This window comes from Flavobacterium rhizophilum (assembly GCF_046000485.1).
GTDB classification, from domain to species: Bacteria; Bacteroidota; Bacteroidia; order Flavobacteriales; family Flavobacteriaceae; genus Flavobacterium; species Flavobacterium rhizophilum.
Genome location: NZ_JBELQB010000014.1, coordinates 1 through 25,797, shown reverse-complemented (window position 1 = coordinate 25,797; position 25,797 = coordinate 1). Strand labels below are relative to the sequence as shown.

Annotated in this window: 12 protein-coding genes; 5 read left to right on the top strand and 7 right to left on the bottom strand. The window is 37.9% G+C overall.

All coding sequences use genetic code 11. The annotated features are described in order from the left end of the window. Nucleotides 1–8: 8 nt before the first annotated feature. Nucleotides 9–740 (top strand): LytR/AlgR family response regulator transcription factor, encoded by a 732-nt coding sequence (locus ABS768_RS15680; RefSeq protein ID WP_408075895.1) that lies wholly within the window; start codon nt 9–11, stop codon nt 738–740. Between the two features lie 217 nt (nt 741–957). On the opposite strand, the gene ABS768_RS15675 is transcribed toward ABS768_RS15680, so the two are convergent. The 3 genes from ABS768_RS15675 to ABS768_RS15665 form a co-directional block, all read right to left on the bottom strand. Further along, nucleotides 958–3,462 carry a T9SS type B sorting domain-containing protein gene (locus ABS768_RS15675; protein ID WP_408075894.1) on the bottom strand — a complete coding sequence of 835 codons (2,505 nt, stop codon included), beginning with the start codon at nt 3,460–3,462 and terminating at the stop codon, nt 958–960. A 198-nt stretch (nt 3,463–3,660) separates the two neighbouring features. Further along, entirely contained in the window at nt 3,661–5,304 is a 1,644-nt protein-coding gene (locus ABS768_RS15670) for a tetratricopeptide repeat protein (protein WP_408075893.1), read from the bottom strand. A gap of 249 nt (nt 5,305–5,553) precedes the next feature. Next, a complete protein-coding gene (locus tag ABS768_RS15665) occupies nt 5,554–6,633 on the bottom strand; it encodes a phosphatidylinositol-specific phospholipase C1-like protein (RefSeq protein WP_408075892.1) in 1,080 nt (359 codons plus the stop codon). A gap of 224 nt (nt 6,634–6,857) precedes the next feature. On the opposite strand from ABS768_RS15665, the gene ABS768_RS15660 reads away from it, so the two are divergent. From ABS768_RS15660 to ABS768_RS15645, 4 genes are all read left to right on the top strand, one after another. Further along, nucleotides 6,858–7,388: an RNA polymerase sigma factor gene (locus ABS768_RS15660; RefSeq protein WP_408075891.1), complete on the top strand. Its 531-nt coding sequence runs from the start codon at nt 6,858–6,860 to the stop codon at nt 7,386–7,388. A gap of 64 nt (nt 7,389–7,452) precedes the next feature. Further along, a complete protein-coding gene (locus ABS768_RS15655; protein WP_408075890.1) occupies nt 7,453–8,394 on the top strand; it encodes a FecR family protein in 942 nt (313 codons plus the stop codon). A gap of 87 nt (nt 8,395–8,481) precedes the next feature. Next, nucleotides 8,482–11,751: a SusC/RagA family TonB-linked outer membrane protein gene (locus tag ABS768_RS15650; protein WP_408075889.1), complete on the top strand. Its 3,270-nt coding sequence runs from the start codon at nt 8,482–8,484 to the stop codon at nt 11,749–11,751. Nucleotides 11,752–11,754: 3 nt separating this feature from the next. Then, nucleotides 11,755–13,524: a RagB/SusD family nutrient uptake outer membrane protein gene (locus ABS768_RS15645; RefSeq protein ID WP_408075888.1), complete on the top strand. Its 1,770-nt coding sequence runs from the start codon at nt 11,755–11,757 to the stop codon at nt 13,522–13,524. Nucleotides 13,525–13,581: 57 nt separating this feature from the next. Here ABS768_RS15645 and hmpA read toward each other — a convergent pair whose 3' ends face one another. The 4 genes from hmpA to ABS768_RS15625 all read right to left on the bottom strand — a co-directional run. Further along, nucleotides 13,582–14,787 carry an NO-inducible flavohemoprotein gene (hmpA, locus tag ABS768_RS15640; protein ID WP_408075887.1) on the bottom strand — a complete coding sequence of 402 codons (1,206 nt, stop codon included), beginning with the start codon at nt 14,785–14,787 and terminating at the stop codon, nt 13,582–13,584. A 231-nt stretch (nt 14,788–15,018) separates the two neighbouring features. Then, nucleotides 15,019–23,160, bottom strand: coding sequence for a LamG-like jellyroll fold domain-containing protein (locus ABS768_RS15635; protein WP_408075886.1), 8,142 nt, complete (start codon nt 23,158–23,160; stop codon nt 15,019–15,021). A gap of 331 nt (nt 23,161–23,491) precedes the next feature. Further along, nucleotides 23,492–25,459, bottom strand: a complete 1,968-nt coding sequence (locus ABS768_RS15630; protein WP_408075885.1) for a cytochrome-c peroxidase — start codon at nt 25,457–25,459, stop codon at nt 23,492–23,494. Between the two features lie 140 nt (nt 25,460–25,599). After that, the coding region (locus ABS768_RS15625; protein ID WP_408075884.1) for a T9SS type B sorting domain-containing protein at nt 25,600–25,797 on the bottom strand (198 nt) is incomplete at its 5' end.

The following is a 25,797-nucleotide window of genomic DNA, read 5'->3' as shown; positions in this document are numbered from 1 at the left end:
GGACATATATGAACAGCATTATCATTGACGACGAAACATTAGCAAGAACCATAATCTCGCAAATGGCGACAAAAGATCCGGAACTTAACGTAACCGGAGAATTTAGCAGTGCCATTCAGGCTATGAAGTTTTTAAATGAGGAAGAGATTAAAACCGACCTTATTTTTCTTGATATCCACATGCCTGATTTTACAGGGTTTGACTTTATTAAAACCATTAAAAATCCTCCTGCTGTTATATTGGTTACATCAGACAAGAACTTTGCTATTGAGGCATTTGAGTATGATTGTATTGTGGATTATCTGGTTAAACCAATTACAGAAGAACGTTTCCTTAAAGCGGTTAAAAAAGCAAAAGCCAAAAGAGATGAAGTTCCTGCCAAAGCTGTCGTTTCAGTTCCTGTTGATGAAAAACAACCAGCTGACACCGCAAATGAATTTTACGTAAATATTGACAGAAGGCTTATTAAAATAGATATCCCTACCATTAATATTGTTGAGGCTAAAGGTGATTATATCCAGATAAAAACCGAAACCAAAAACTATACAGTACACTCTACCTTAAAAAAAATTGAGGAAAAGCTTCCTTCATCATTATTCCTTAAAGTACATCGTACTTATATCATCAACACCAAGAAAATCATTGATATAGAGGATAACAGTGTGCTAATTGGTAAAGATGTGGTACCGGTAAGCCGTGCCAACAGACCCGAACTTATGAAAAGGCTAAACATGCTTTAGAGCATTAATACATAGAACTCCAAAAGCGGCTTTATAGTCGCTTTTATTTTTTGCTCTCCTTATAAAGTAAACCCTGTATTGGACTAATACAGAGTTTACGCTAACATAATTACTAATTAATTAAAACTTTTGTTTCTACATCATAGGCAGTTTTGGTATTAAATGATTAATTAATCTGTTTGTTTTACATTCTATACTTTGCTGGACCATAGCTTATTTAGTTTTCCTGACGGTTAATGTATACCCATCCTGTTTTGGTATACCCATCATTCATTTTTATGGCATAATAGTAAGTACCGGTTGGTAATTCACTCCCGTTTTTGTTTTGTCCGTACCATTCATTAGTATAGTTATTCATGGAGTACACTTCCTGCCCATATCGGTTAAAAATGCTAAGGCTGTCAACATCAAACCCCGAAAGATCAAACTCATCATTCTTATTATCTCCGTTTGGCGATATGCCTCGTGGTATAAAGCAATTATCATTATAAATGTTCAGGTAAAAGATAATTGCACAACCATTAGCAGCTTCCCCTCTCACATATATTGTTTGCTTATCACCTTCAACAACATAAGAATTTGGCGTTGTAAAGGCATTTTGTGATAGTTCTGCATCTGTTTCAGTTTCATAATACCCTTGTATAGTAATACCTTCTGGTAAAATTACCTCTGGGAGATTAAAAGGAGAACAACCAGCTACATCAAACTCCCGCTCCACCAGAGGGTATTCAAAAACAAGAATATTATAAGTCGTTACATCACTACACGATGCGTTACCAACCCTTACATAAATTGTTTGTGGGTTACTTATATTTTCATATTCGGTAGGGTTTACTATTTCGTTACTCTCTTCTTCAGCATCCTCTTGAGAAATAAAGTATGCTACTGTAATATTCTCCTGCCCTTCTGTTAATAAATTCTCGTTTTCAGTAAGATCAAAAATGGTATAACCGTCTTCAATACTGTCATCACACAAAGTGATTTCGGGCAATTCGTTTACCTGAGGAAAAGAACTAACAATTAATTCAAAAGATAGTATGGCGTAGCAACTGTTCTCGTTGTTAAGCACTCCCATATAAATTGTTTGCTCTATTGTTGTATAAGCATTAGGTGTTGTTATTTCATTTTCCTGCAACTGGGCATCTTCCTGCGATGTATAATAGGTAATTGTGTACTCATCAGGATTAAGTCCGTTTAAAGCTTGCTCCCCCTGTTGTGTTAAATCAAACTCTGCCTCCGCAGTGTCACTACAAACAGTAATATCAGCCGGTGCTGTAAAACCATCTTCGGGAGCTTCAATAACTATTTCCACTGCTGCGGTTTGTATGACTCCATTACTTGTAACCACAGCTGTAACTGTATAGGTTCCCGGCGCACTGAACAAATGCACTCCGTCTATATCTGTAGATGCATTATCATTACCACTATCAGGGTCACCAAAGTCCCACGTTACACTATCAACTTCGGGTATACGTAATAGTGTAAAAGTTACCGCATCATCCGGACAGATTTGATTAGCGATAATACCCGACTCAAAATAACTCTGTACAAACGAAGGCAACCCTACCCCCCCTGCAAAACTAAGAGGTACCTGATTGTACTGAAACATACAGGCACTTCCCTGATTGTTAGGGCAATTAATTACATTTAGTGAATTTTGAAAAAGATTATTTATATAGATTTTTCCATCTGGTCCCAGCTGCATGGCACCGTTCCCTATTACACTATCAAGTGAAACTGTTGAAATGACTTCTTTTGAAGCTATTAAATCATCATTAGTTGTACTGGTAACATCAAATTGGTAAACCTCATTAGCTAGTGCAAAACCTAGAGAATTACACACATACAGATATTTACTGTTAGGAGAAAACTCTACTCCATATGGCATTAGGGTAAAATCACCAACATGCATATGATTGGTTATTTCACCTGTTTCATTATTAAAATCAAAAACATCTACACCTTTATTGGGTCCATTAGATAATGCAGCGGCTAGCTTACTACCATCGGGCGACGCTTTTAGGTGCCCTATTCCTTCTGGACCATAAAACACAGCATCAGGATATGGAAACCCCTCGTAAAACGTTCCTATATTGCTTATAACCGGAGTCGTACTAACACCATTGGCTGAAACAAGATAGGCCACATAAGTATCGCTAATAGCCCTATGGGTTATAACCCATACCTGCTCGCCATCGGCATGGTGAACTGCTGTAATCTTTTCTACCTTAGCATCTTCATCCAGTACAATATTTTTATTTTCTGTAATCGCACCCAAACCATTATCAAGTGTCATATCAATTTCAGAGTATAGTAATCCCGGAGAGAAAGAAGCCCCTTCATCTATATTGAACAGGTAGTAAATATTATCAGACCCCGGTTTTTTCACCACTACACCGCTTTGTGTAGAACTGATGGCACCGGAAAGGAGTCCGCTACCATTTAACATAACAACGTTATTTTTATTCCATACTGTTTTACCCCCAGCGTAAAAAAGAAGTTCCCCATCAACATCTGAAATAGCCGTTAAACCTTCAGTAGCCTCAAAAAGTTGTATACCGTCCATGGTAACAACAGGCTCCCCACTGGTAAAAGTTATTCCAATATAAGGTAAACACCATGTGTTTGCCTCCTTACCTATCCATAGTCCGTTTTGAAATTGGGAAAAGGCAGTTTGTGATAAAAAAAGTAGAAAACTCGTAAAAAGCAGTAGTTTTTTCATATAGCTTAATTTTTAATTTGCCATAGCTATTGAACCAGGCTGTTTAAAATTCAGGGATATTGTTGAAACAGGCATACCGCTACACCGGCATTTACTGTCACAACATTAATCAAAAATCAGTCGTATTATTTTACAGATAACAATTATTATATTACAAAAAAAGGGACAAAAAGCGATAATTTAAGCGACATTTAAACTTTAAACCCCTGAAATATACGCATATATATCGACTTCTTTTGAAATTTCCATTTTTGCTGCCAAGCGTTCTTTTCGCTTCTTTGCAGCTACTATGGTTATATTTAAAATGGTAGCGATTTCCTTAACGCTTAGGTTCATGTATATATAAGCTATGAATCGTATATCGTTAACCGTTAAATCAGGATGTTGCTCTTTGAGCCTCGATAAAAAGCCCTGATTAACCTCTTCAAAATGCCTTATAAAATTATCCCATTCCTTATCTGCCCTCAAATATGCCTTAAGTGAATTCACATGGTTAGCTAAGATTTGATCCTTAACCAGCTTTGGTCTTTTAGAAAGGTAGGTCACAATCTCTTCAATTATCTCATTTCTGTCGGAAAGGTATAATGCCTTCGCCGATATTTTTCTGTTTTTAGCCTCTATTTCATTATTAAGTCTTTCCTGCTCTAATAATGCCTTGGTAACCTTACGTTCCAATTCAAGATTATGGTTTTTCTCTTTTTCAAGATTAAGCTCGGTAATATTACGGTTTCTCTCGGCAATAATCTTCTTTTGTCTAAAAACCAGTATCATTATCACAACCACAGCACATATTATTACAATAATAGCATAAAAGGTCTTTCTTTCGGCAGATAGCTTTTCTTCTTTGGCATAAAGCTGGTTTTTATAGTTTTGAATTTCAAACTTAACGCGATTGTTTTCAAACATTCTTCCGTTTTTACGCTCCGTAAGTTTTCTTTCAGCTTCAAATATGGAGTCCTTATAGCGAAGTGCATTATGGTATGATCCACTTTTCTCATATATATCAGCCATTAGTTTAAATATTATCTTTTTATACTCAGGGTCACTACCGCTATTAAGTGCCCTTTGCGCATAAGAAACAGCCTGAGCATACTGATGTTCTTTAAAATATGTCCTGGAAATAATAATCCATAAAAACATCTCGAGTCCGTTTTCGGTTACATTAGGCTCTTCATTATACATATCCCATGCGCCCTTTCTCGCCTTAAGAACATCGCCAAGAAGCAAATCGTTTTCAAGTAAAAGTACTTTTGCCGATAGTAAAAAGTCGTTTTCAAGCAGTTTTATACTCTGCAGTATGTAAGGTCTTGCCTTTTCAGGCTGATCCAAACGATTATAAATATACCCCAGATTCATTAATGGAAGACCTATATGCGATTCAATATTTTCATCAACCGCCTTTTCAGAAGATCTGGTATAATACTCAATAGCCTTGTCATACATTTTTTCCCGGGCATAAAGGTTAGCTATATTGTTAAGGCATTCCAGCTCCTTAACAGTCCATTTTTGCATTATGGCAATATTGTAGGCTTCAAAAAAATATTTTAAGGCTTCACCATCATCAAACATAGAGTAATAAGCGAACCCCATATTAAAGAGTATACTGTAATTTTCCTGATCCCATTTCTCTTTTACAGCCATTTCCCGTGCTACGGTAAAATATTCCAAGGCCTTGATATAATTACCTCTTTCTGAATTCTTTATACCCTTATGAATAATGGAATCACAGTCGGCCTTAGTACAATTGTCATTATTGTTTTTTGCCCAAAGAGGCATACAAAGAAAAAAACATAGTACTAGTAGCTGGGGGCGTTTGTAACCGATGTTTTTTAAATGTCTCATTTGTGGTAATTTGATTATTCTTTTAAATTTTATGTTTTTTTTAACATTTCCAAATATAAGAATTGTATTACCTATTGTTGTTTTTAAAATTATTAAATTATTAATAATCAGACTATTTTTATAAAAAAGTCAATTCAGGCAGGCTTCATTTATAAAAAATATATTTTTTGCCTTTAATATTCATTTTTCTAAAAAAAAACAAGACACCCCAAAATGGAGTGCCTTGCTTTAAATAAAACGATAAAAATGTTACTTGGTGTTGCCTGTCACAGGATTTGAACGCACAAATGTGTTATTTTTAAACGATATATGATAAGTTGATTTGAATAGTTTACTTGGTAAATAATAGTCGGTTGTAATAATTTGTGCACCACTACTACAGGCTTTTTCAAAACGACTGTAATCATTGTTACGAGCTTCGGTAGTACCGGCGTCTGCCCTGGTACGTATTATATAACCTTTTTTAACCAGGTCTTTAATATCAGTATCGGTATCCGGTTCATTTCTAAATAACCAAGCTGCTTCAGGTGTGCCCGGTTGGGCATTTACAAAAACAGCACGTCCTTTTAATGACGGATGCCCTTTTATGTACAAATCCCTTTTATCACCATTGTTATCCAGTATAAAAAGAAATTTACCTCTGGCATCTTTTAGTTTAGGCCAGTTATTATGTAGTACTGCCTCTTCCAGTGTGGCATAATTTCCTTTAACCATATCAGGAGTAATTATTTTATCCCTTCCCAATACATTAAACAGTACACTATCCATCTCATTAAAAAGCTTTGTTGTAAACTTTTCCGGCTGTGTACCAAAACGGGTAATGTCTCCGTCTTTAGGCTCAAGGGTTATAAATACAGGCACATGATCAGGGTGTGCCTCACTCCATTTTCTTAGCTTAGTAAGGCAGTCTTCAAAAATCATGCATTGTGACCTGAAATCAATATCCGGAATATGAAAAACCTTAAATCCGGGTTTTGTCATAACCCCATCTGGATCATAAGGAGCAACAGGAGGCACAAAATCAAGCCCTTTAGGGTGTGCATATTTTCCTCCTTCACTATCGGCATGTATATCTATTTCAAGATTCCTTAATCCCATATCCAGCTGTTTCTCTATAGCGATATGTTCATACTGCAATCCGTATACAGAGTTTGTGGTATCCAGCTTTGCAAGGGCTTCCAGTAAATTCGATTCGATAGCAATTTTATAACTGTTATGTGATCCTATTACCTGTATTTTATTAATAGGTGTATTATTATCCTGCGCTGTAGCACTAAAGAGCGGAGCCGCAAGCATACCAAAAAGAATTGGTTTTAGTAACGATTTCATGTTTGAAAATAATTATGGTGAAGTAATGTGGCGCAAAGTATAAAAGCCATATTAAGCCTTTGTTACTTAAACAAAAACAAATTAAAATTTTACGAAAACGTTTTATATATCAGTATCAGCAAATTAGCCCTGTAAGAAATTAATTTAAATATAACTTTCAAGTAAAGTACAGTGCATTTACATTTTCTTATTTAGCATTTTTATACAGCCCCTCTGTAAAACAAATGAAAAGTACTGCCGAGTTTGAAAAAATATACACTGCATACTGGGAGAAACTCTATGTTTTTTCTTTTAAGATAACCCAGGACCGCGACCTTTCCCAAAATATCGTACAGGATATTTTTATTGATTTTTGGGAAAGGCGAAGTGACCTCGAAATCAATTCTGTAGAGAATTATCTTTTTAGGGCAGCAAAAAACCAAATATTTAAACACTACCGTAATAACCGCTTTGATAAAAGCATACCCGAAGAGAAATTTGAAAATTACCTTATAGAAAATATTACTTCAATAGACGAGGAATTATTAGATAAGCTTTATTCATTACTGGATAAACTACCTGAGAAAAGAAAAGAGATCCTGATTATGTATAAAATTCAGGAAATGGATATAGACCAGATTGCCGCCCGGCTACAACTATCCAAACAAACCGTAAAAAACCAAATAACGTCTGCCCTTAAGCAACTTAGAGCCGAGATGAAAAACATGGATTTTGCCACGGTTTTACTGTTATACTTCCTCTTAACTTTTCTTTAACAATATCGTAATAATTCATGATAGTACTATTTACTCCCTGCGGTACTTATAGACGAATTAGACTATGATGATTAAAAAAGTAAAACATTATCTGGAAAACCTTATCGAAAAAAGTACAGATAAGACCGCTTCTCAAAAAGAAGAGCAATTGTTAGAAAACTTTGTTCAGCATGAGTATTCCCATAACAACAACTGGGACGAAACTATTATGGGCAACAAGGATGATGTTAACAATACCATTTATGGTAAAATAAGTGACAGTATTAACAGCGAAACTAAAGTAAGGAAGCTATGGCCTGCTTACCTTAAATATACAGCTGCTGCCTGTGTGGTAGCCGCTGCCGGAACTTTTTTCTTTCTGAAAAACGACCCACAGGCAAAAATGCTGGCAATACAAACCACAAGTACTATGGACTCCCTTAAACTTGGGGATGGCTCTACCATATTCCTTGCTGCTAACTCACAACTATCGTATCCTGAAAATTTTACGGGAGACGAGCGTAATGTGACCCTAATACAAGGGAATGCCTTTTTTAAAGTAGCTAAAGACCCATCGCATCCTTTTATAATAAAATCAGGGGACATTAAAACCAAAGTATTAGGCACTTCTTTCCATATAAAACTATGCAAAGACAACTGCAATGTTACCGTGGTTACCGGTAAGGTAAATGTATCATCGGCCGGTGAGAGCGTTGACTTACTGCCAAATGAGGAAGCTGTTTACAACAACAACAAACTGACCAAGCAATTTGTATCTCAAACCATTTTAGCCGACTGGTACAAAGAGGATATTGAGCTTAATGATGTAAAACTGGAAGAGGTGTTCACATTGCTTCGCTATAAGTATGGAGTAACAGTAGACCTTAAAGAACACGAGATACTAAATACCCGACTAACGGTTTACATTAAAAACAAAGCATCACTAGACAGCATTTTAGAACAGATAAACTACATAACAAACCAAAAATTTAAAGCCTATGACGATATAATAAAAACTACTAAGTAATACAGCTCTAATAAAAAAACCGCAGTTGGTGCGAACAACTACGGTCTTATATAAAATTAAGCCATCGTAAAACCAATAACTTAAAACATGTATTCTAAATTTACTTCTTTTAAGCTAAAAAACACATTTTTTTTAGTGACAATGTTTCTGACCTTTATAGTCGGTCAGGCAGGCGTGTTAAATAACGCGCCAAAGGTAAGCTTTAAAACAGAAAAAGCAACCCTGGTGACTATTTTTTCAACTCTAAGTGAGCAATCTAACTACAAGTTTAGCTATGGTGAAAGCATCATAGAAGACAAAACTCTTTATACAGTATCATACACTGCTACAGCGGTAGAAAAAGTGCTAAATGACCTTTCTAAAAAGGCTCATTTTACATACAGTATAAATAACAAACTGGTACTTATTAAAAAACAGGCTACCGTTAAAAACCTATTGGACGTTCAGCAACCTGTTAAAGGTAAAGTACTTGATGAAAACGGAATGCCATTACCTGGTGCTACTGTTATGGAAGCAGGTACTACCAATATAGTATCTACTGATATGAATGGTGCCTTTACAATCATGGTAGCTCAGGGAAAAACTCTTGAAATATCTTTCATAGGGTATAAAACACAAAGTATTGTTGTTACCGGAAATAACATTTCGGTACAAATGGAATCAAACGCTTCAGAACTTGACGAGGTAGTTGTAGTAGGTTACGGTAAGCAAACCAAAGCAGACCTTACCGGATCGGTAACACAACTTGAGGAAGGAAACTTCAGAAAAGGAGTTAACGTGTCTGCCGATCAGTTATTACAGGGTAAAGTTGCCGGTGTAAGGGTTGTTCAGTCAAGCGGTGAACCGGGTGCTCCAATGGATGTTACCATTCGTGGTGTGGGCTCGATAAGAAGTGGTAGTACTCCTCTTTTTGTTGTAGATGGTGTACCTCTTACTAACGATGATGCCAGCCCTGCCGGACAGGATGTTGGTTTTGGTGGCTCCAGGGCTAAAAACCCGCTTAACTTCCTTAATACAAGTGATATTGAATCTATAAGTGTACTTAAAGATGCTAGTGCTGCTGCTATTTATGGGGCAAGGGGTTCTAACGGTGTAGTTATAATCACTACTAAAAAAGGAAAAAAAGGTGAAGCCGGTTTCACGGTAGACTCTTACTTAGGCTTCTCTAAAGTTTCAAAAAAACTTGATGTACTTTCTGCCAGCGAATACAGAAATGCTCTTACAGATCCTGCTTTTGACCACGGTGGAAATACCGACTGGCAGGATGTAATATACCGAAGCGCCGTTACTAAAAACAATGTAATGTCTTTCTCAAAACAAACTGATACCGGTAACTACTATGTATCACTTGGACAAATGGATCAGGAAGGTATAGTAAACAACAGTAAGTTTAAACGCACTTCAGGAAGGATTAATGCTTCCGAATCGTTTTTTGACAAGCGTTTACGCGTTAGTGCAAACCTTACTGCTAGTGAAACTGTAGATAACGGTGTACCTACCAGTGATGATGGCGGTTCTAACGGACAGCTTATTATACATACCCTTATGGCAAACCCTACACAACCGGTGTTTGACGAAAACGGTGAATACCAAAACTTTAACATGAATGCGCATTATAACCCTGCTTACCTTTTAAGCATTTATGATGATGAAACACGTACTGTAAGAGTATTAGGTAATTTTGAAGCTTCTTTAAGACTTGCTAAAGGTTTAGACTACAAACTTAACGTTGGTGTAGACCGTTCAATGTCTGAAAGAAATACTACAATATATCCAAACGTAACCGACCTTAACCAAATTGGTAAATACGTTCAGGGTAACCTTGAGTCAAAAAGTGCTCTTATTGAAGACTACTTAACCTATAACTGGTTTAATGACAACCACAAAGTAGAAGTTCTTGGCGGTTTCTCTTATCAGAAATTCCAAAGATCAGGAACAAGCTTCAGTATAGAAGGTATAGACGAGCAGGGAGTAGGTATAAACCCTGCAGATAACCCTGGTTTTTCGGGTCATCAAACAGGTGTAAACGGTTTTGCTCAGGAAAACGAACTACAGTCTTTCTTTGGTAGGGTGAACTACTCTTTCAATAAAAAATACCTTGTTACAGCTTCGATGAGGGCTGATGGTTCAACCCGATTTGGTGAAAATAATAAATATGGTTACTTCCCATCGTTTGCAGGTGGTTGGGTTATTTCTCAGGAAAATTTCCTTAAAGAAAATAAAGTAATAGAAAATCTTAAACTTAGAGCAAGCTGGGGACAAACCGGTAATCAGGAAGTACAAAACAAAATCACTAAAGCGAGTTACTCCCTTAGTGGCGGAGACGGCTACTATCTTTACGATGATCTTGGACTTGTTAACGGTTTAACGTTCTTCAGAACTCCAAACCCCGACCTGAAATGGGAGGTTGTTACTCAGTTTGACTTAGGTATCGACTTTAGCTTATGGGGTGGTAAATTATATGGTACTCTTGATTACTTTAACAAAACAACTACAGATGCTATTCTAAACATACCTTCTCCACTACTTAGTCCAACACCGGATATTTGGGTAAATATTGACGGAGAAATTGTAAATAAAGGTTTTGAATTTATGTTAGGTTCTAAAATAGTTGACAACGGTGACTTTAAATGGTCGGTTGATTTTAACGGAGCGACACTTGACAACGAAGTGAAAAACCTTCCTGTTTCAGAAATCCTATCGGGTACTATTTCAGGTCCTGGTCAGTCGGGAGTATTAGCAAACATCTACAAAAGCGGATATGCTGCAGGTTCATTCTACCTTGTTGAACACGAAGGATTTGATGAAAATGGTGCCGAAATATTTAAAGATCAGAATGGTGATGGTGCCATTACCGGAGATGACCGTGTAATTATTGAAGGTGCACTACCTAAGTTTACTTATGGTATTAACAGCCAGATGAGCTACAAGAACTTCGACTTTTCTTTCTCTATTATTGGACAAACAGGCGGATACCTTGTAAACAACACAGGTTTAAATGCACTTAACATTAACAACCTTGCATCAGACAGGAATACTGCTACTGATTATTACAACTCCGGAGCCAATCCTGCAAATGCACCCTTACTGTCTACCCTTTATCTTGAAAAATCAGATTTCTTAAGATTAAACTCAGCCCGTTTAGGTTACAACTTTAAAATCAACGATATCAACTGGCTACAGGGGCTTAACCTGTATGTAACAGGTCAAAACCTGTTTACAATAACAAATTATAGTGGTTATGATCCGCTAATTAACAGTGCCAAAGCAAGCGGAGGTAACCAGTCACTGGGTATTGATTACTCAAGCTACCCTAGTGCAAGAACAATTATTCTAGGTGCAACTCTAAAATTATAAAAAATGAAAAAGAATAAAATATTTACAGTAAAGAGTATAGCAGTAGCACTTGCTGCCCTGACTTTAGCAAGCTGTACAGACTTGGACGAAGTAATACTTGATGAAGTATTAGATGAAAATATTTATAGCGTAGATGGTGCACTTGCAGCAGCATATGACAGATTAGGCGACGGAACTTTTGTAGATAACGGCGGTATGTTTGCCATGCAGGAATATACTACCGATATAGCACTTCTGCCTACCCGTGGTAGTGACTGGGGTGATGGTGGTAAATGGCGTACAATGCACGAGTTTACCTGGACTCCAAGTAGTGCTGTTGTTACAGATAACTGGACCAGACTTACCAGTGGTATTACGCGCTCGTTAACCGCAATAAAAGCCGTTAGTGAAAGTGACATTACCGATAAAGAAATGTTTCTTGCAGAAGCAAACGGACTACTGGCATTTTATACCTACTATACTTTAGACCTTTACGGACAGGCTCCTTATCGTGATCCTCTTAATGTTAATGCTCCTGTTGAAATACTACAGGCAGCTGATGCTATTGACGGGCTTATTGAAGATGTAGAGGCTATTATCCCTGATTTAGCCGAGCTTGGACAAAATCAAACTCATACAGGAAGATTTACTAAAGAGGCTGCTTATGCTCTTCTTGCCGATATGTACCTTAACCGTGCTGTTTATAAAGATCGTTATAATGCGAGTTCTTCTTTCAACTTTAATGAAACTGCTGTAGATGGTAATGGTACCGATATGGACAGGGTAATTTACTACACTTCACTTCTTATCGATTCCGGTAAATTTAGCCTTAACCCTAACTTCTTTGATAACTTCTCTATCAATAATTCAGGAGGTCAGGAACACATTTTTGTAGTTGTACAAAAAATAGACAACATCCGTAATGGTGATAACGACCTTGGTTATATGTGTGTGGCACGTAACCAAAGACCTTCACCTGCTAACAGGGGTACTAACGGTGCATGTACAACTCCTGAATTTTTTGCAAGCTGGGAAGGTAATCATGATGACCCAAGGTTTTCAAGAAAATACCAGTACAGCGATGGTACATGGTTTATGAACGATGGTACCGATGTTAGCGTACCGGCTTCAGACCTTGTACCGGGCAGCAGCGACCTACCTTGGTTCCACTTTAACAGCGGATTACTTTTCGGTCAGCAGTACGGTCCTAAACTTACTCAGGCAGGTGGTTTTGAAATGACAGACGACGGAAGAATTAAAGTATCTCAGTTATTCATGGAGAAAAGTTCTAATACTCCTATGGTATTTACTCCGGAGCTTGATTTTGACAATCCTTCTCAGGCAGTATTTGCTCAGGATCAAATTAATCGTGGTGTACGCATTTTTAAATTTGAATACGACCCTGAACAAGGTAACGGATCTAGCAACGTTGATATTCCGTTATATCGTTTAGGAGGTATTTATACCATGAGAGCCGAAGCTTACTTACGTAAAGGTAATAACGGTTCTGCCCTTGCAGATATGAATATGCTTAGAACATCAAGAACAAGAGAAGCACTTTTCGGAAATGTTCCGGGTACAGCTATCTCTTCTATTGATGCTGATATTTTATATAAAGAAATAGGATTTGAACTTTACTGGGAAATGAAAAGGAGACCACAAATGATACGTTTCGGTAAATTCGATCTTCCTTACACAGCAAAAGCTGAAACACAGCCATTTAGAAGGGTGTTCCCTATACCTCAGCAGGCAATGGATGTTACAGATGAACTAGAACAAAATTTAGGTTATTAGCATTATATTGTTTTCAGTGAAAAAAGACTCCGGCTCAGGCCGGAGTTTTTTATACCATTAATTTAACTGTAATGCCTGCGGACCAAATTCTTCAAAAAATATATTATCGGCAGGAACATTACAATTCTTTAAATAATCATAATGCGTTTTTATAAAAGCGGCTGGTCCGCATATATAATACTCGGCGTTTGTATCAGGCTGCCATTGATTTATTTTAGACAAATCAATCCTTCCTTTATAATAACCATCGGGAATATATGTAGCATCTTCATAGAAAAAACAACTTGAAATATTCTTATTATTGGCTTCTGCTTTTACTATAGCTTCACTAAAAGCATGTACATCACTGCTTCGGCAACCATGTATCCATAGTAAACTGTTTCCCAACTCATCTTTACTAATAATACTTTCCAGCATCGCTATTAAAGGAGTTTGCCCTATACCTCCGCTAATAAATACTTTATTATTGGCACTTTCTTTAAGTATAAAATTACCGGAAGGTGAGGTTATCTCAATATGCTCCCCTTCCTGCATTTCATGAAGCCTGTTGCTTATCATACCATCGGGCCTAAGCGCCATCCCCGATTCTTTCTTTACAGAAATCCTGTAGAACTCACCATTTGGAGCACAAGAAATACTGTATTGTCTAGGCTGAAGCAGCCCAAGTTGCGGCAAAAAAGCCCTTACGCTTAAATACTGTCCCGGTAAATGTAGTGGTACGCCTCCCCCATCTTCCGGATAAAGGTAAAATGAAGTTACCTCTTTAGATTCCTCTACTTTTTTCCTGATAACAAATGATTTCCAACCTGTCCATCCGTTTTCATGTGTTGCTTTTTTATTATACAAACCTGCCTCATACCCAATCATAAGGTCAGATAACTGCTTGTAAGCAATTATCCATGCCTCAACAACATCGTTTGTTGCTAACTCCTGTAAAACCTCCTTTATCGCTCCTATTAAGTTTTCTCCAACAATAGAATATTGTTCAGGCTGTATGTTTAAACTGGTATGTTTGTGCCCTATTAAATCTATTACCGGCATGAGTATACCCGGGTTTGCTATATTTTCGGCATAAGCAAGCACAGCCATTGCCAAAGCTGTTTGCTGCTTACCATTACTTTGATTACCAAGGTTAAATATATTTTTAAGTTCCGGATGATTATTAAACATCCTTTTGTAAAAGTGTTTTGTAAGTACAACGCCATTTTCCCTTAAAACAGGAACCGTTGCTAAAATGGTTTCCTTTTGCTTTTCTGTCAGCATATTTTTACGACTTAATGATTAAAAAGATTATGATATTAGGTTTATCAATAAACCTGTTAAAGAAGTACTGCAGTTTTTCTTTCTACCTGTAAAATTATATCTTCAAAACAGGCTGGTTTATGACCTGAATCATAATAAGTCTATTAATCCTGACAGTTAAATTGCTTATATCTGTAAAATAAAAAAGGCCGGTATTGCTACCGGCCTCCTTTTCATAAAATTATGTGTGTACTATCTGTTTACTTTAAGCATTTTGTAAGTACCTGTTTTATCACCCACTTTTACATTAATGATAAACACCTGCTCGCCCTGAAGCTGAGTCAGGTTTAAGTTAATGATTTGGGTACCACCTGTAGTTTGCGCATTAACTGTAGTGATTTTTCTTCCTACAAGGTCATACACGTTAACAACTACGTCTTTACCACCTTCATCGTTAATTTCAACCGTTACCTTACCATTTGTAGGGTTAGGGTAAAGGCTTACTTTATCTTTTAACTGATTTGGAGTATCTATACCTAGAGCCTCTTCAACTATAATATACTCTTCTTTGGTAAGCGATTGGTTACCGGCAACGTTAGTTGCTATAAGAGTTACATCATAAGTCCCGGCTTCGGCATAAGTAACTGTTGGGTTTTGCTCTGTAGATGTAGCAGGCTCACCACCTTCAAATGTCCATGACCACTCTGTAGGGTTATTGGTACTAAGGTCAGTAAACGTTACTGTTTCACCTTCTTCAACCTCAACCTGATCTGCAACGAAATCAACCACAGGGGCCTGAGCACCTAAGTATTGGTTTAGTGAGAACACTACAGTAGCCGAAGCATTAAAGGTTACATCGTTAAATGTAGCATCCTGTTGTGGAGCATTACCACCGTTAGGGTGCTGTACAGAGAAGAAACCATATTTAAAGTCTGGCGTAAATGTTAATCCTGTTGGCTCAGAACCTGCAGGCATCGACGCAAATAACTCAATTTTAGGCTCGTTTTGTGAATGGTCAGGACGGATTACCCAAATGTAGTTTAATCCACCATCCTGGCATACCCAAAGGTTCCCTTTATCGTCAAACACAAGGTTATCGTTACCGTCACCCCATGCTTCATTTACTGTTCCGTTTGCAGTTTCGATGTCGTAAGACATACCTCCTGCAAAAGTTTCAAAATCAGTAATAGTATCATTTACACTTGCAGGGTCCGTAAATCTGTAAATACGGTTTCTTCCTTTTGCAGTAAAGTAAATTTTACCATCAAGCGGACTGATATCACAGTCTTCCACACCGTTAAAGTTAGTACCTCCTACAGAAGCTGCTACTGTATTAAGGTTATTCCTGTCTGCCTGAGTTGTGTTAGGAACCTGAATCCATCTTGCTTTAGCAGAACTTGGCTCGTTGTTAGACATTTCAAGATCTAAGTGAAGTACATATACAGTACCCGAGTAAAGGTTACCAGGTACATCAGGCACAAATTTGTATACACAGTGTGTACCACCATCTTCACCATAGTAAGCTGCTGAACCATCGGCTTTAATCACCACGTTTTCGTGATTCATCCTACCCATAGCCCAAAGTTTTTCCTGCTTACCGTTACCGTACTCCATTACCTGTGCAGTAACAGGATCAATTTCTACTAACCAGCCTTCGTCTTCATAACCATCACCGTTACTATCTCCTGAAGCTGTATTTTCCTCGGCAGTAATAACAGTTCCCCAAGGTGTAATACCGCCCGAACAGTTTCTTGTAGTAGTTACAAGGTCATTGTTATAGAAGTCTACCGGCTGAGAATAGTCTACTTCCCAAAGCTGATCGTCTGTATTTAAGTGAATATCCAGCATAGATACACCACCCGGAGTATTCTCATGGTTTACAGATAAATGCCCTAGTTCACTACTTCCATCTGTTGCCACATAGGCAGAGAAGTCGTTGTTACCAGGTACATTACCCGAACCGTCCATATAAGCTTCTCCCTGTTTGAATAATAATTGGAACCTGTGGCCTTCAGATATTATCAGGTTAGATGTTTGTCCTGTAGGGTTGATAGAAGTGAAACACGCAATGTGTTCTTCATCACAAACTTCCATATCCTGAGGAGCATCTTTAATATACATATCAAAACTGATATCAGAACTTTGTCCGTCACGGTTGTGCATTTCAACAGAAATTCTGTTCACACCTTCCTGGAATACTGTTTTAGTTAGTATGTGAGCGAAGTATCTTTTCTCATCTGCACCATCTACTGTAGAGGCAGATGTAGTTAAATAGTCAAAGTCACCTTCAGCCATATTATCCCTAAATACTTCCACGCCGTTTACATAAACAACAGCACCGTCATCTCTTCTTAATCCAAACTCTACGTTATCTGCCACATCAGCAAGGTTAATTTCTATATCCCTTGTAAAGTAGTACGTAATGTATTTGTTTGAAGAATCAGGACCGTAAGAAACAGTTGTTTTCATTGGGTCACCATATCCAAGTGGTGCTTCTCCTCTATCCCATGAATTATTATCATAAGTAAGAGCAGTCCACTCTGCATCATCAAGGCTGCTACCATTATCAAGGTAAGCCCATGTCTCTCCTTTTGGAAGCGGGTATGAAGCCGGATCAAGCGGAGGAAGGTTGAAGTTAACTTCCATATCAAAACCAAGGTCAGAACTGTTTGCAGAAGCCTGATGCAGCTCTACCGCAATTACGTTAGTACCGTTTTGAAGTAAGTTAGCCGTTTCAACTAGCTCATAAGTAGTTTCATCTTCACCACCTACTGTTGAAGAAGCATAAGTATTGTAAGTAACAGCACCTTCAGGCATGTTTGTTCTGAAAGCCTCAACGCCGTTTACATATACCACAACACCGTCATCTTTTAATGTATTGAACAATAACGAACCTATTTGAGAAACGTCTTCCACATTAAAAGTATGTCTAAAGTAATAAGTTGGGTATTTGTTGTTAGCATCTTCACCATAGCTAAGTGTTGTAGCTTCAACACCATCTCCATAACCTAATACACCGTTACCAAACATCCAGTCGGCATCGTCATATTCAACCGCTGTCCATTCAGTACCAAGGTCTACACCATTATCGTTGTACTTCCATAAGCTTTGAGCTGCGATTGGGAAAGTACCCACAGGATACTCTGTAGAACTCTCTAACCATGCAAGGTATACCGGAGTACCATCAAGAGGAATCTCTGTAAAGGTTACTATACTACCCAGTTTAGTACCTGTAGCCACAACGTTAATCTCTGTAGCAGGGTCACCCGTTAACAGGAAGTAAGTTGTTGCAAGTGTATTTACATCGTTAGGGTTTTCAAATACTTTAGAAACATCCACACTAAGTGAAGCGTTATCTATAAATAAAGTATTTGGCATCCATCTACTGCTTATGTACAGGGTATCATTTTCTGTATCGTTTAAGGCATGAAGTACATCTGTACCAACTTCCCTACCTATAACCACATTATTGTTAACGCTTTCAATATCATTAGTAAGGTACATACCGTTACCATTGTCATTCATAACGCTCCAGTTACCTTTAACCGCATTACGGAACGGAGCCTCCATATCCCTTACAGGATTTGTAGCCGGTTGGATTGAAGCGTTTGTATAAACTACCTCTACGGCTTCAGAACCGCTGTTTACTAAGTAACCGCTATCATCCTGATTAAATGTATAGTTATAAACAAGGTTATCTGTAGCATCGGTTATAGTAAGATACATATCCTCACGTATCTCATCGATAGTTTTAGCTGTACTCCAGATGCGGAATTCATCTATATCACTGCTTGTTGGCGCATCATTAGAAAGGTTTCTACCAAAAGCAAGGTTGTTTGCGTTTGGTTGGAATTCGCCTACCGGCATGCTGTCTACAAGTTCGCCGTTTACATAGAACTTAAACTCACCGTTAGGTACAAATGTTACCGCAACGTGGTTCCATTCGTTTACTCCCCAAACATGGTCTGAGTTTAATGTGTTCCATCCGCCACCTGGACCCTGTCCGGTAATAGTCTGAAGTGTTTGGTTACCTAAAAACTCCATTTCCCAACCGTAGTTGCCGCCGTTAAAACTGGTAAAGCCTACAAGTTTTTTATTAGCTCCCGATGGTTCTCTTAAACGGGCCCAAAGTTCAATTGTAAATTCTTCCGAAAGTGCTGCGTTAACACCTTCTTTAGGTATTTGTACATCATGACCTGCTCCAAGGCTAAGTATCCCTCCCTGTGCTATAATAGCAGCAGCCGGGTCTATTTCAAAAGCAAGATAGTAGTTACCTATTGCAAGGTCTACATCTTCAAAAACAACCACACCGTTTTCTTCTGTAGCAGTTGCTACAGTTTGGTATGTACTGTTAGGATCACCTTTAATTAATGAATACTGTGCTACTGTAGCATTAACCGCCGCAAAGTCTTCAATTACTGTTGCAAGGTTTACTTCTAAATTAGCAACACTCATATTAAGGGCGTTTAAATGCCAACCTCCAGAGATGTATTTGTTATCGTCATCCTCACCAAGAGGCAGTACTTCGTTGTTATTGTTACGTGAAACAACAAGGTTTTGTGTGTAGTTAGTAATACCACCGTTTACATATAAACCGTTTAGTATTTCGTTTGTTATACTCCAGTTACCTGTAACCTGATCAGGGAACTCTTCGTTCACTACAGATACCGGACTTGTAGAATTAACAATAGAAGCATTAGTATAACTTACCACAGTAGTTTGTGTACCTCCTGCGTTTTCAAGCGTACCGTTATCTTCCTGATCAAAGTTGAAGTTGTATAATAATCCGTCCTGACCTTCTTCAAGAATCATATGCATTTGCTCCACAATCTCCTCTTCAGTCTTAACGTAATCCCATATACGGAACTCATCCATCATAGAGTAAGACTGACCACCATAATTGATACTCTTACCAAAGGCAAAATCCCAATTTTGATTAGGAACAAAATCTGCAAAAGCATTTTCTGCTTTAAGCTCACCGTTAACATAAAGTTTAATCATACCGCCCGGTGAAGCTGTAACCGCTATGTGATTCCACTCACCTACAATTAATGGTGTTCCAGAGTTAATATTATTCCATGCACTTGTATTTGTACCAAACACTGCCGAAATACTATTATTATCCGGTAGCTCCATAGTGAAACCTGTTGAGTTACCGTTTATTTTACCGTGACTGGAAACTACAGGTGCATTATTACCAGGATCCTGTGTCAAATTTAACCAGAACTCTAATGTAAATGCTCCTTCCATTATAGGATTCATATCCTCATAAGGAATAGTAACATCATGACCGCCTGTAAGTGATAAAGCACCACCTCTGCCCGGTACAAATTCGGCTACCGACCAAGCCACATAATACGTACCTTCTGTAAGGTTAGCATTATAGAACGTTACATTCTGACCGTCAAAACTGCCTTCGGCAACATTTGTAAATTCTTCCGACCCTTCTTCCTGCTTAAGCAGATAGAATTGTCCGGCTGTTTGAGTTATAGTTTCATAATCTGTTATACTTTCCTCAAGGTTGATTTTTACTGTTGCAAAAGGAGTACTTAAAGGATATATTCTCCATCCTCCCTGCAGGTAAGTCATTTCCTCGTTGCCCGGTACAACTGCTGTAGTCTCTATATTTTGTTTACCAACAACGATATTACTGTTGTAAGCTGTAATGTTATTAGGGAAACTAAGGCCTGAGTTATTGACGTTGTTATTACGGCTCCATTTACCTGTTACCACTTCCTGATATTCTGCCGGAAGTACACTTACCGGAGAAGTTGCTGTAGCAAACACACCTCCGTTAAGGAATATTTCCTGCTCTACAGAACCAAGGCTTATAAAGCTATCCTCATCCTCGTCGGCAGCACTAAAGTCAAAATAAAGGGCAAGATCTTGCTCATCACCTGTTAAGTGATAGTGCATTTGCTGATTAATCTCATCGGCAGTAAGTGCTCTTTCCCAAATACGGAACTCATCCAATTCTGCCTGTAAAGAATCAGAATAAGCCGGGCTACGACCAAATCCTAAACCAAACGGGTTAGGCACATATTCACCAAACGAAGCCGAACCTATTTCCTGTCCGTTTACATAGTAAGTCATGGTACCGTTTTTAGTAACCGATAGAGCTACGTGGTTCCATTCTCCTACATTCCATACATCTCCCTGTCCTGAAATGGTATTCCACCCCGAACCGTTTGTACCTACAACTACGTTTAGTTTGTTGTTATCCGGGAACTCAAAAGATATACCTGTAGTAAGGTTATTTACCCTACCGTTACTGGCTACTATTTTAAAGTTATTACCCGGATCTGAGGTAAGTTTACCCCAAAACTCAATAGTAAAATCATCACTTAAAACATCGTTTACTACTTCAGAAGGAATAACCATATCCTGACCTCCGGCCATTTTAAGTACATCACCACGTGTTGACTCAAAATCAGCCTCTTCCATAATAGTTTCATCAGAGATAATTCTTCCGTAAAGGTTAAGCTTATCCAGCAAACCAATATATTTCTTGTCCTGGAAGTTATTACCTATTGTAATATCAGCATCTGAAGCTACAGGAGTAATAATATTGCTCCACTCCTGGATTAGGAATCCGTTATAATATACCGATAGTTTTCTTTTTACGTTATCGTATTTCCATACAATGTAAGACCACTGGTTCTCAAGCAGGTTGTATTCTGTAGAAAGTGTAGTACCTGTAGCATGATCTGTATAGGTTAGTTTACCGTTAGGGCTAATACCTAAAGACATACCCTGTCCTTCTGCCCCGTTTGAGAACAGCACCGAGCCTGTTGAAGTAAACTGCTCCGGCTTAATCCAAAATGCTAAACTAAACGGACGGTCGTGCATATCAAAAGCCGTAGCATAAGGTATGCTTACACTCGTTGTTGCACCAAATTGTAACGCTCCGTTAGCCACATCATCTCTGTCGGCAGCAAAAGCATAGTTCTCTGCAGCGATTGTATGGTTGTAGTCAGACCCGTCAAGAATAGAGTTCTCAATACCCATTTCCAGTTTAAGCGCATCGCTATTCTGGCTGGTAAGCATATCTTCGTGTATAATCGTCTCAAAGTAAGGCTGCCCTACCGAATCCACATACTCTACTTTCATCCTTCTGTCGTCTGCATCACCATAAACATTTATCCTCAGGTAAGTTTGTTTTACACCGGTAAGGATATAATTACTGTTATAGTTAATGTTGTAGTTACCACTACCTACGTCAGAATTAATGTTACCCGAAAGTACATCGTATAACGGATAGTTTACATCACCGTCCCTTATCATGAACTTTTGCTCATGGATATCGGCACTTAAAGAAAGTACTCCGTTAATGTTGTTGTCTTTAATGTAGTTGATTAACTCCTGTGATTGTGCAGTATTACAAAAGTTCCTACCACCACAGTTACGCTCAAACGAAGGTGTACCGTTTATAAGTACTTTAAACGTAGCTGTAGAGTTTAATAGTCCGTCTTTAAGCCATTGCAGCTGATCCGGACCTAAATGCTGAGATATACCGTCGCGGTAGCTACGGTTATCTAATAAAAAGTATTCTACATCCTTATATACATAAGATGAGAATAATCCCTGTCCTTCCGGTGTACTGTTGTACTCTGGGTTAGGCCACCAGTCCATGAATATTTCACGCATCTCACCAATGGTAGGAAGCGTTTTATTAAATTCATTTGGACCTAAATCATGGTTGTCTGTAATAGCCAACTGTGGCATTGCTACAGTTAAACTGTCATGGAAATTTCTAAAGAACCTGTAACGGTCAAAAGCCATATCCTTATTAGCCCAGTCGTCCACGCCGTCAGGACACTGTCCCATAGCGTGTTGTAACCCTAAAAGATAAACGGCATCACCCAGCCATACCATAAGGTCACTCTCCTCTTCTGCCATTACATTAAACATAGTAGGAGTACCATTAAAATGGAATTCAGCTTCCGGCTGGTCTATACAACGGCTAAGGTCGTATATACGGCCACATCCGCCTGAAAGGAATTCAAAATCACTAAGCGTGTTTTGTCCGTTAGTGATTGTTGTTTCGCGACCCGATGCCGTACCGTTTTCCAGTACCTGAGCCGTGTAACTTGCTCCCTCTGTAAGACCGGTGTACTCAAAAGACCTAAGGCTGTAACCTAACCTGTCGTCTGAATTGTAAACCGTACCTGTAAGAGGGGTGTTTTCTGTACCGTTTTGGGTAAGCGCGATGGAAAGCTCATCTCCCGAACCGGTGTTGTTTTTGGTTAAAACCCAAACCCTTACTGAGTTATTGTATACAGGGCTCATCATGGGCCCGTATACTATGGAGTCTCCCGGAATGGTTTGTGCCTGTAGGCCAAAACTCATTAGTAAAGACACCATAAAACTCAAAAAAAGTAAACTTTTTTTCATTTCTGCTGTTGTTGGTTTAAATTAATTAATAGATTCTGCCGCTAAATTAGCTTCACTATTCCTTAAGGGCTGTTGGAAATCCTTAAGTTTACTTTAAGCCAATATGAAGATTTTTAAGACTGCAATGTGCTCATTTTCACCTAAAAATATCCAAAATGATTCTTAACATTGAAAATGACAACAAAAAGTAGAAAAATGACACTTTTTTAATATCTATACCTCTAAATAAACAACAAAACCAACCATGTAATAATTATTACATAATTGACTCAAATCTTAACTTTCGCTTAAAACACTAATATAGTATATTAATGCGCGACAGATAATGTATTTATTTTTTAGATGAAGTAGGATTATCGGTTAATGATTCCAAAAAGGAAATCAACTGCTTTATCTCTTTTTTACTTAGTTCCAGCTTATCCGGCGGAAGGGTTTGATAAGGCAGTTCATAGTCCAGTCCCTTACCGGCAGCACCACCTTCATTATAAAATGCTACAACCTGATCCAGTGTCTCATAAGCACCATTATGGAAATAAGGTGCAGTAAGTTTCACATTCCTTACGGTTACCGTTTTAAACGAATTCCTGTATATCTCATGTTTATCATTAATAACACCATTATTTATACGTCCGTTATCAGTATCAACCATTAGCGTATCAGGATGTTTTAATACTCCCAGTATCTCACTCTCGTTTTCTGTAAACAATGGCGGAACCAGTCCACTGAATGTTGGCGGATAATGACAGGTTGCACATCCCGCCTTACCCATAAAAAGATTAAAGCCAGCTTTTACATCTTTAGAAAGATTATCTTTTTTTCCCTGCATATACAAATCAAAATCACTCTTAAAAGAACGTAATGATAATACATAAGATGCTAATGCCGATGAAAACTGATATCGGCTAACAGATCCTGTATTTTTAAATACATTAATAAATTGTTCTGTATATTCAGGATAAGAATTCAGTTTACCTACAATTTCCTCAAAATTGGTATTGAACTCCATATGATTTTCCACTACGTGTTCTGCCTGCTCTTCTAAATCATAAGCCCTTAAATCATAAAAATATCTGTCGGCATACACCGAATTGATTAAAGTAGGTGAATTACGTAATACATTTTTCCCTGCCATACTTGCCATCGATGTTTTATAACCATCTGTAAAAGCAAGTTCAGGTTTATGGCAGGTAGCACAACTCATTTTTCCGTTCTTACTCAATCGGGCATCATAAAACAGTTTCTCTCCCAGTTTACGTAGTTCTTCAGTATCATTCTCTTTTTTAAGCAGGCTGTAATAATACGGATTAAGAAAATCTTCAGAGAAAATGTTGTCACTATAAGCATTCCATGATGGCGTATAGCTTTTCATTTCGGCATCCGTCTTAATACCTAATGCCATTTGCATTTCATAAAGTTTGCTGTAAAGCGGATTGATATAGTTTTTTATAAAAGTAAGTCGGTCAAAATTTTCAAAGGATTTGCTTTTTTTCAATACAAAAACCGATTTTTCAAAAAGCTGTTCAATTTCATTCCTTAATTCCTTATTAGCTTTTGAAAGTAAAGGTTGTAGCGCTTTCTCTATTCCCTGTAATGAACAGGCTGCCTCTTCCATAGCATTTAATGACCCTGGTGTGTCAAAACCTGTAATACCTCTTGCCATAATTCTTACAACTTCAAGGCGGCAGGCTTCCAGTACTTCAAAATCGTAATAGAATGCACGCTTTTTAATAGCAGTAACCAAAACCTGATAAGAATCCCTTACTTGCTTAGCCAGCTTATAGACTTTATCGCTATCAGGCTTATCTTGAAGAAAAAGTAACTCGTCCAATACCTGCAACCCTACAGGCTCTACTATTTTAGGAACTGCTTTATAGTGCCCGGCTTCAAGATTATCCAAAGGCATACTATTTTTATAGGCTGCCGGACTCATACCATAATAGTTTTCTGCAACCTTATCATCTATAGGAAGCGGATCTGGGTGTAAAAGCGGAGCACCGTTTATATATGCTTTTACATGTTCGGGGTAATAAAACTCAAGTATATATTCACATTCCTTAAAACTGTTACGGGTTACTGTTAGTTGTCTTCTTATTTCCTTAACCGATGCTTCTCCTCTTCTATATAATGAGGTAGTATACTCTAAAGTATTTAATTGTGTATTAAAGTCGTCTACAGATGTGATTATTATATCACGAAATTCACTCGCATAATAATCGGTCGAAGTGTATTGAAGATTAAAAGGCAATACAAAAACAGCCAGTATAAGTAGTGGTAAAAAACGTTTATACTTAGTTTTCATCCCAAAGAATGTTTAGTAGTACAAACTTACCATGATACAGTATTAATGAGGGTTCATGGTATATTAAGAAATGATTAAACTATAACACAGAAAAGGCAGCCAATTGGCTGCCTTTTCTGTGTTATAGTTTGTTAAAGATATTATCTCTTCAGTGAGAAATGAGCCTTAAACTCTTTCTCTACAGGTTCTCCGTTTATCAGTTCACGGTAGGTTACACTAAACCAGTAGTCCGTGGCAGGTAAAGGGGTACCGTTGTAAGTACCGTCCCAACCCTGACTATCGTCGGTAGCACTGATCTGTTTGATCAGCTTACCAAAACGGTCAAAGATATATACCTT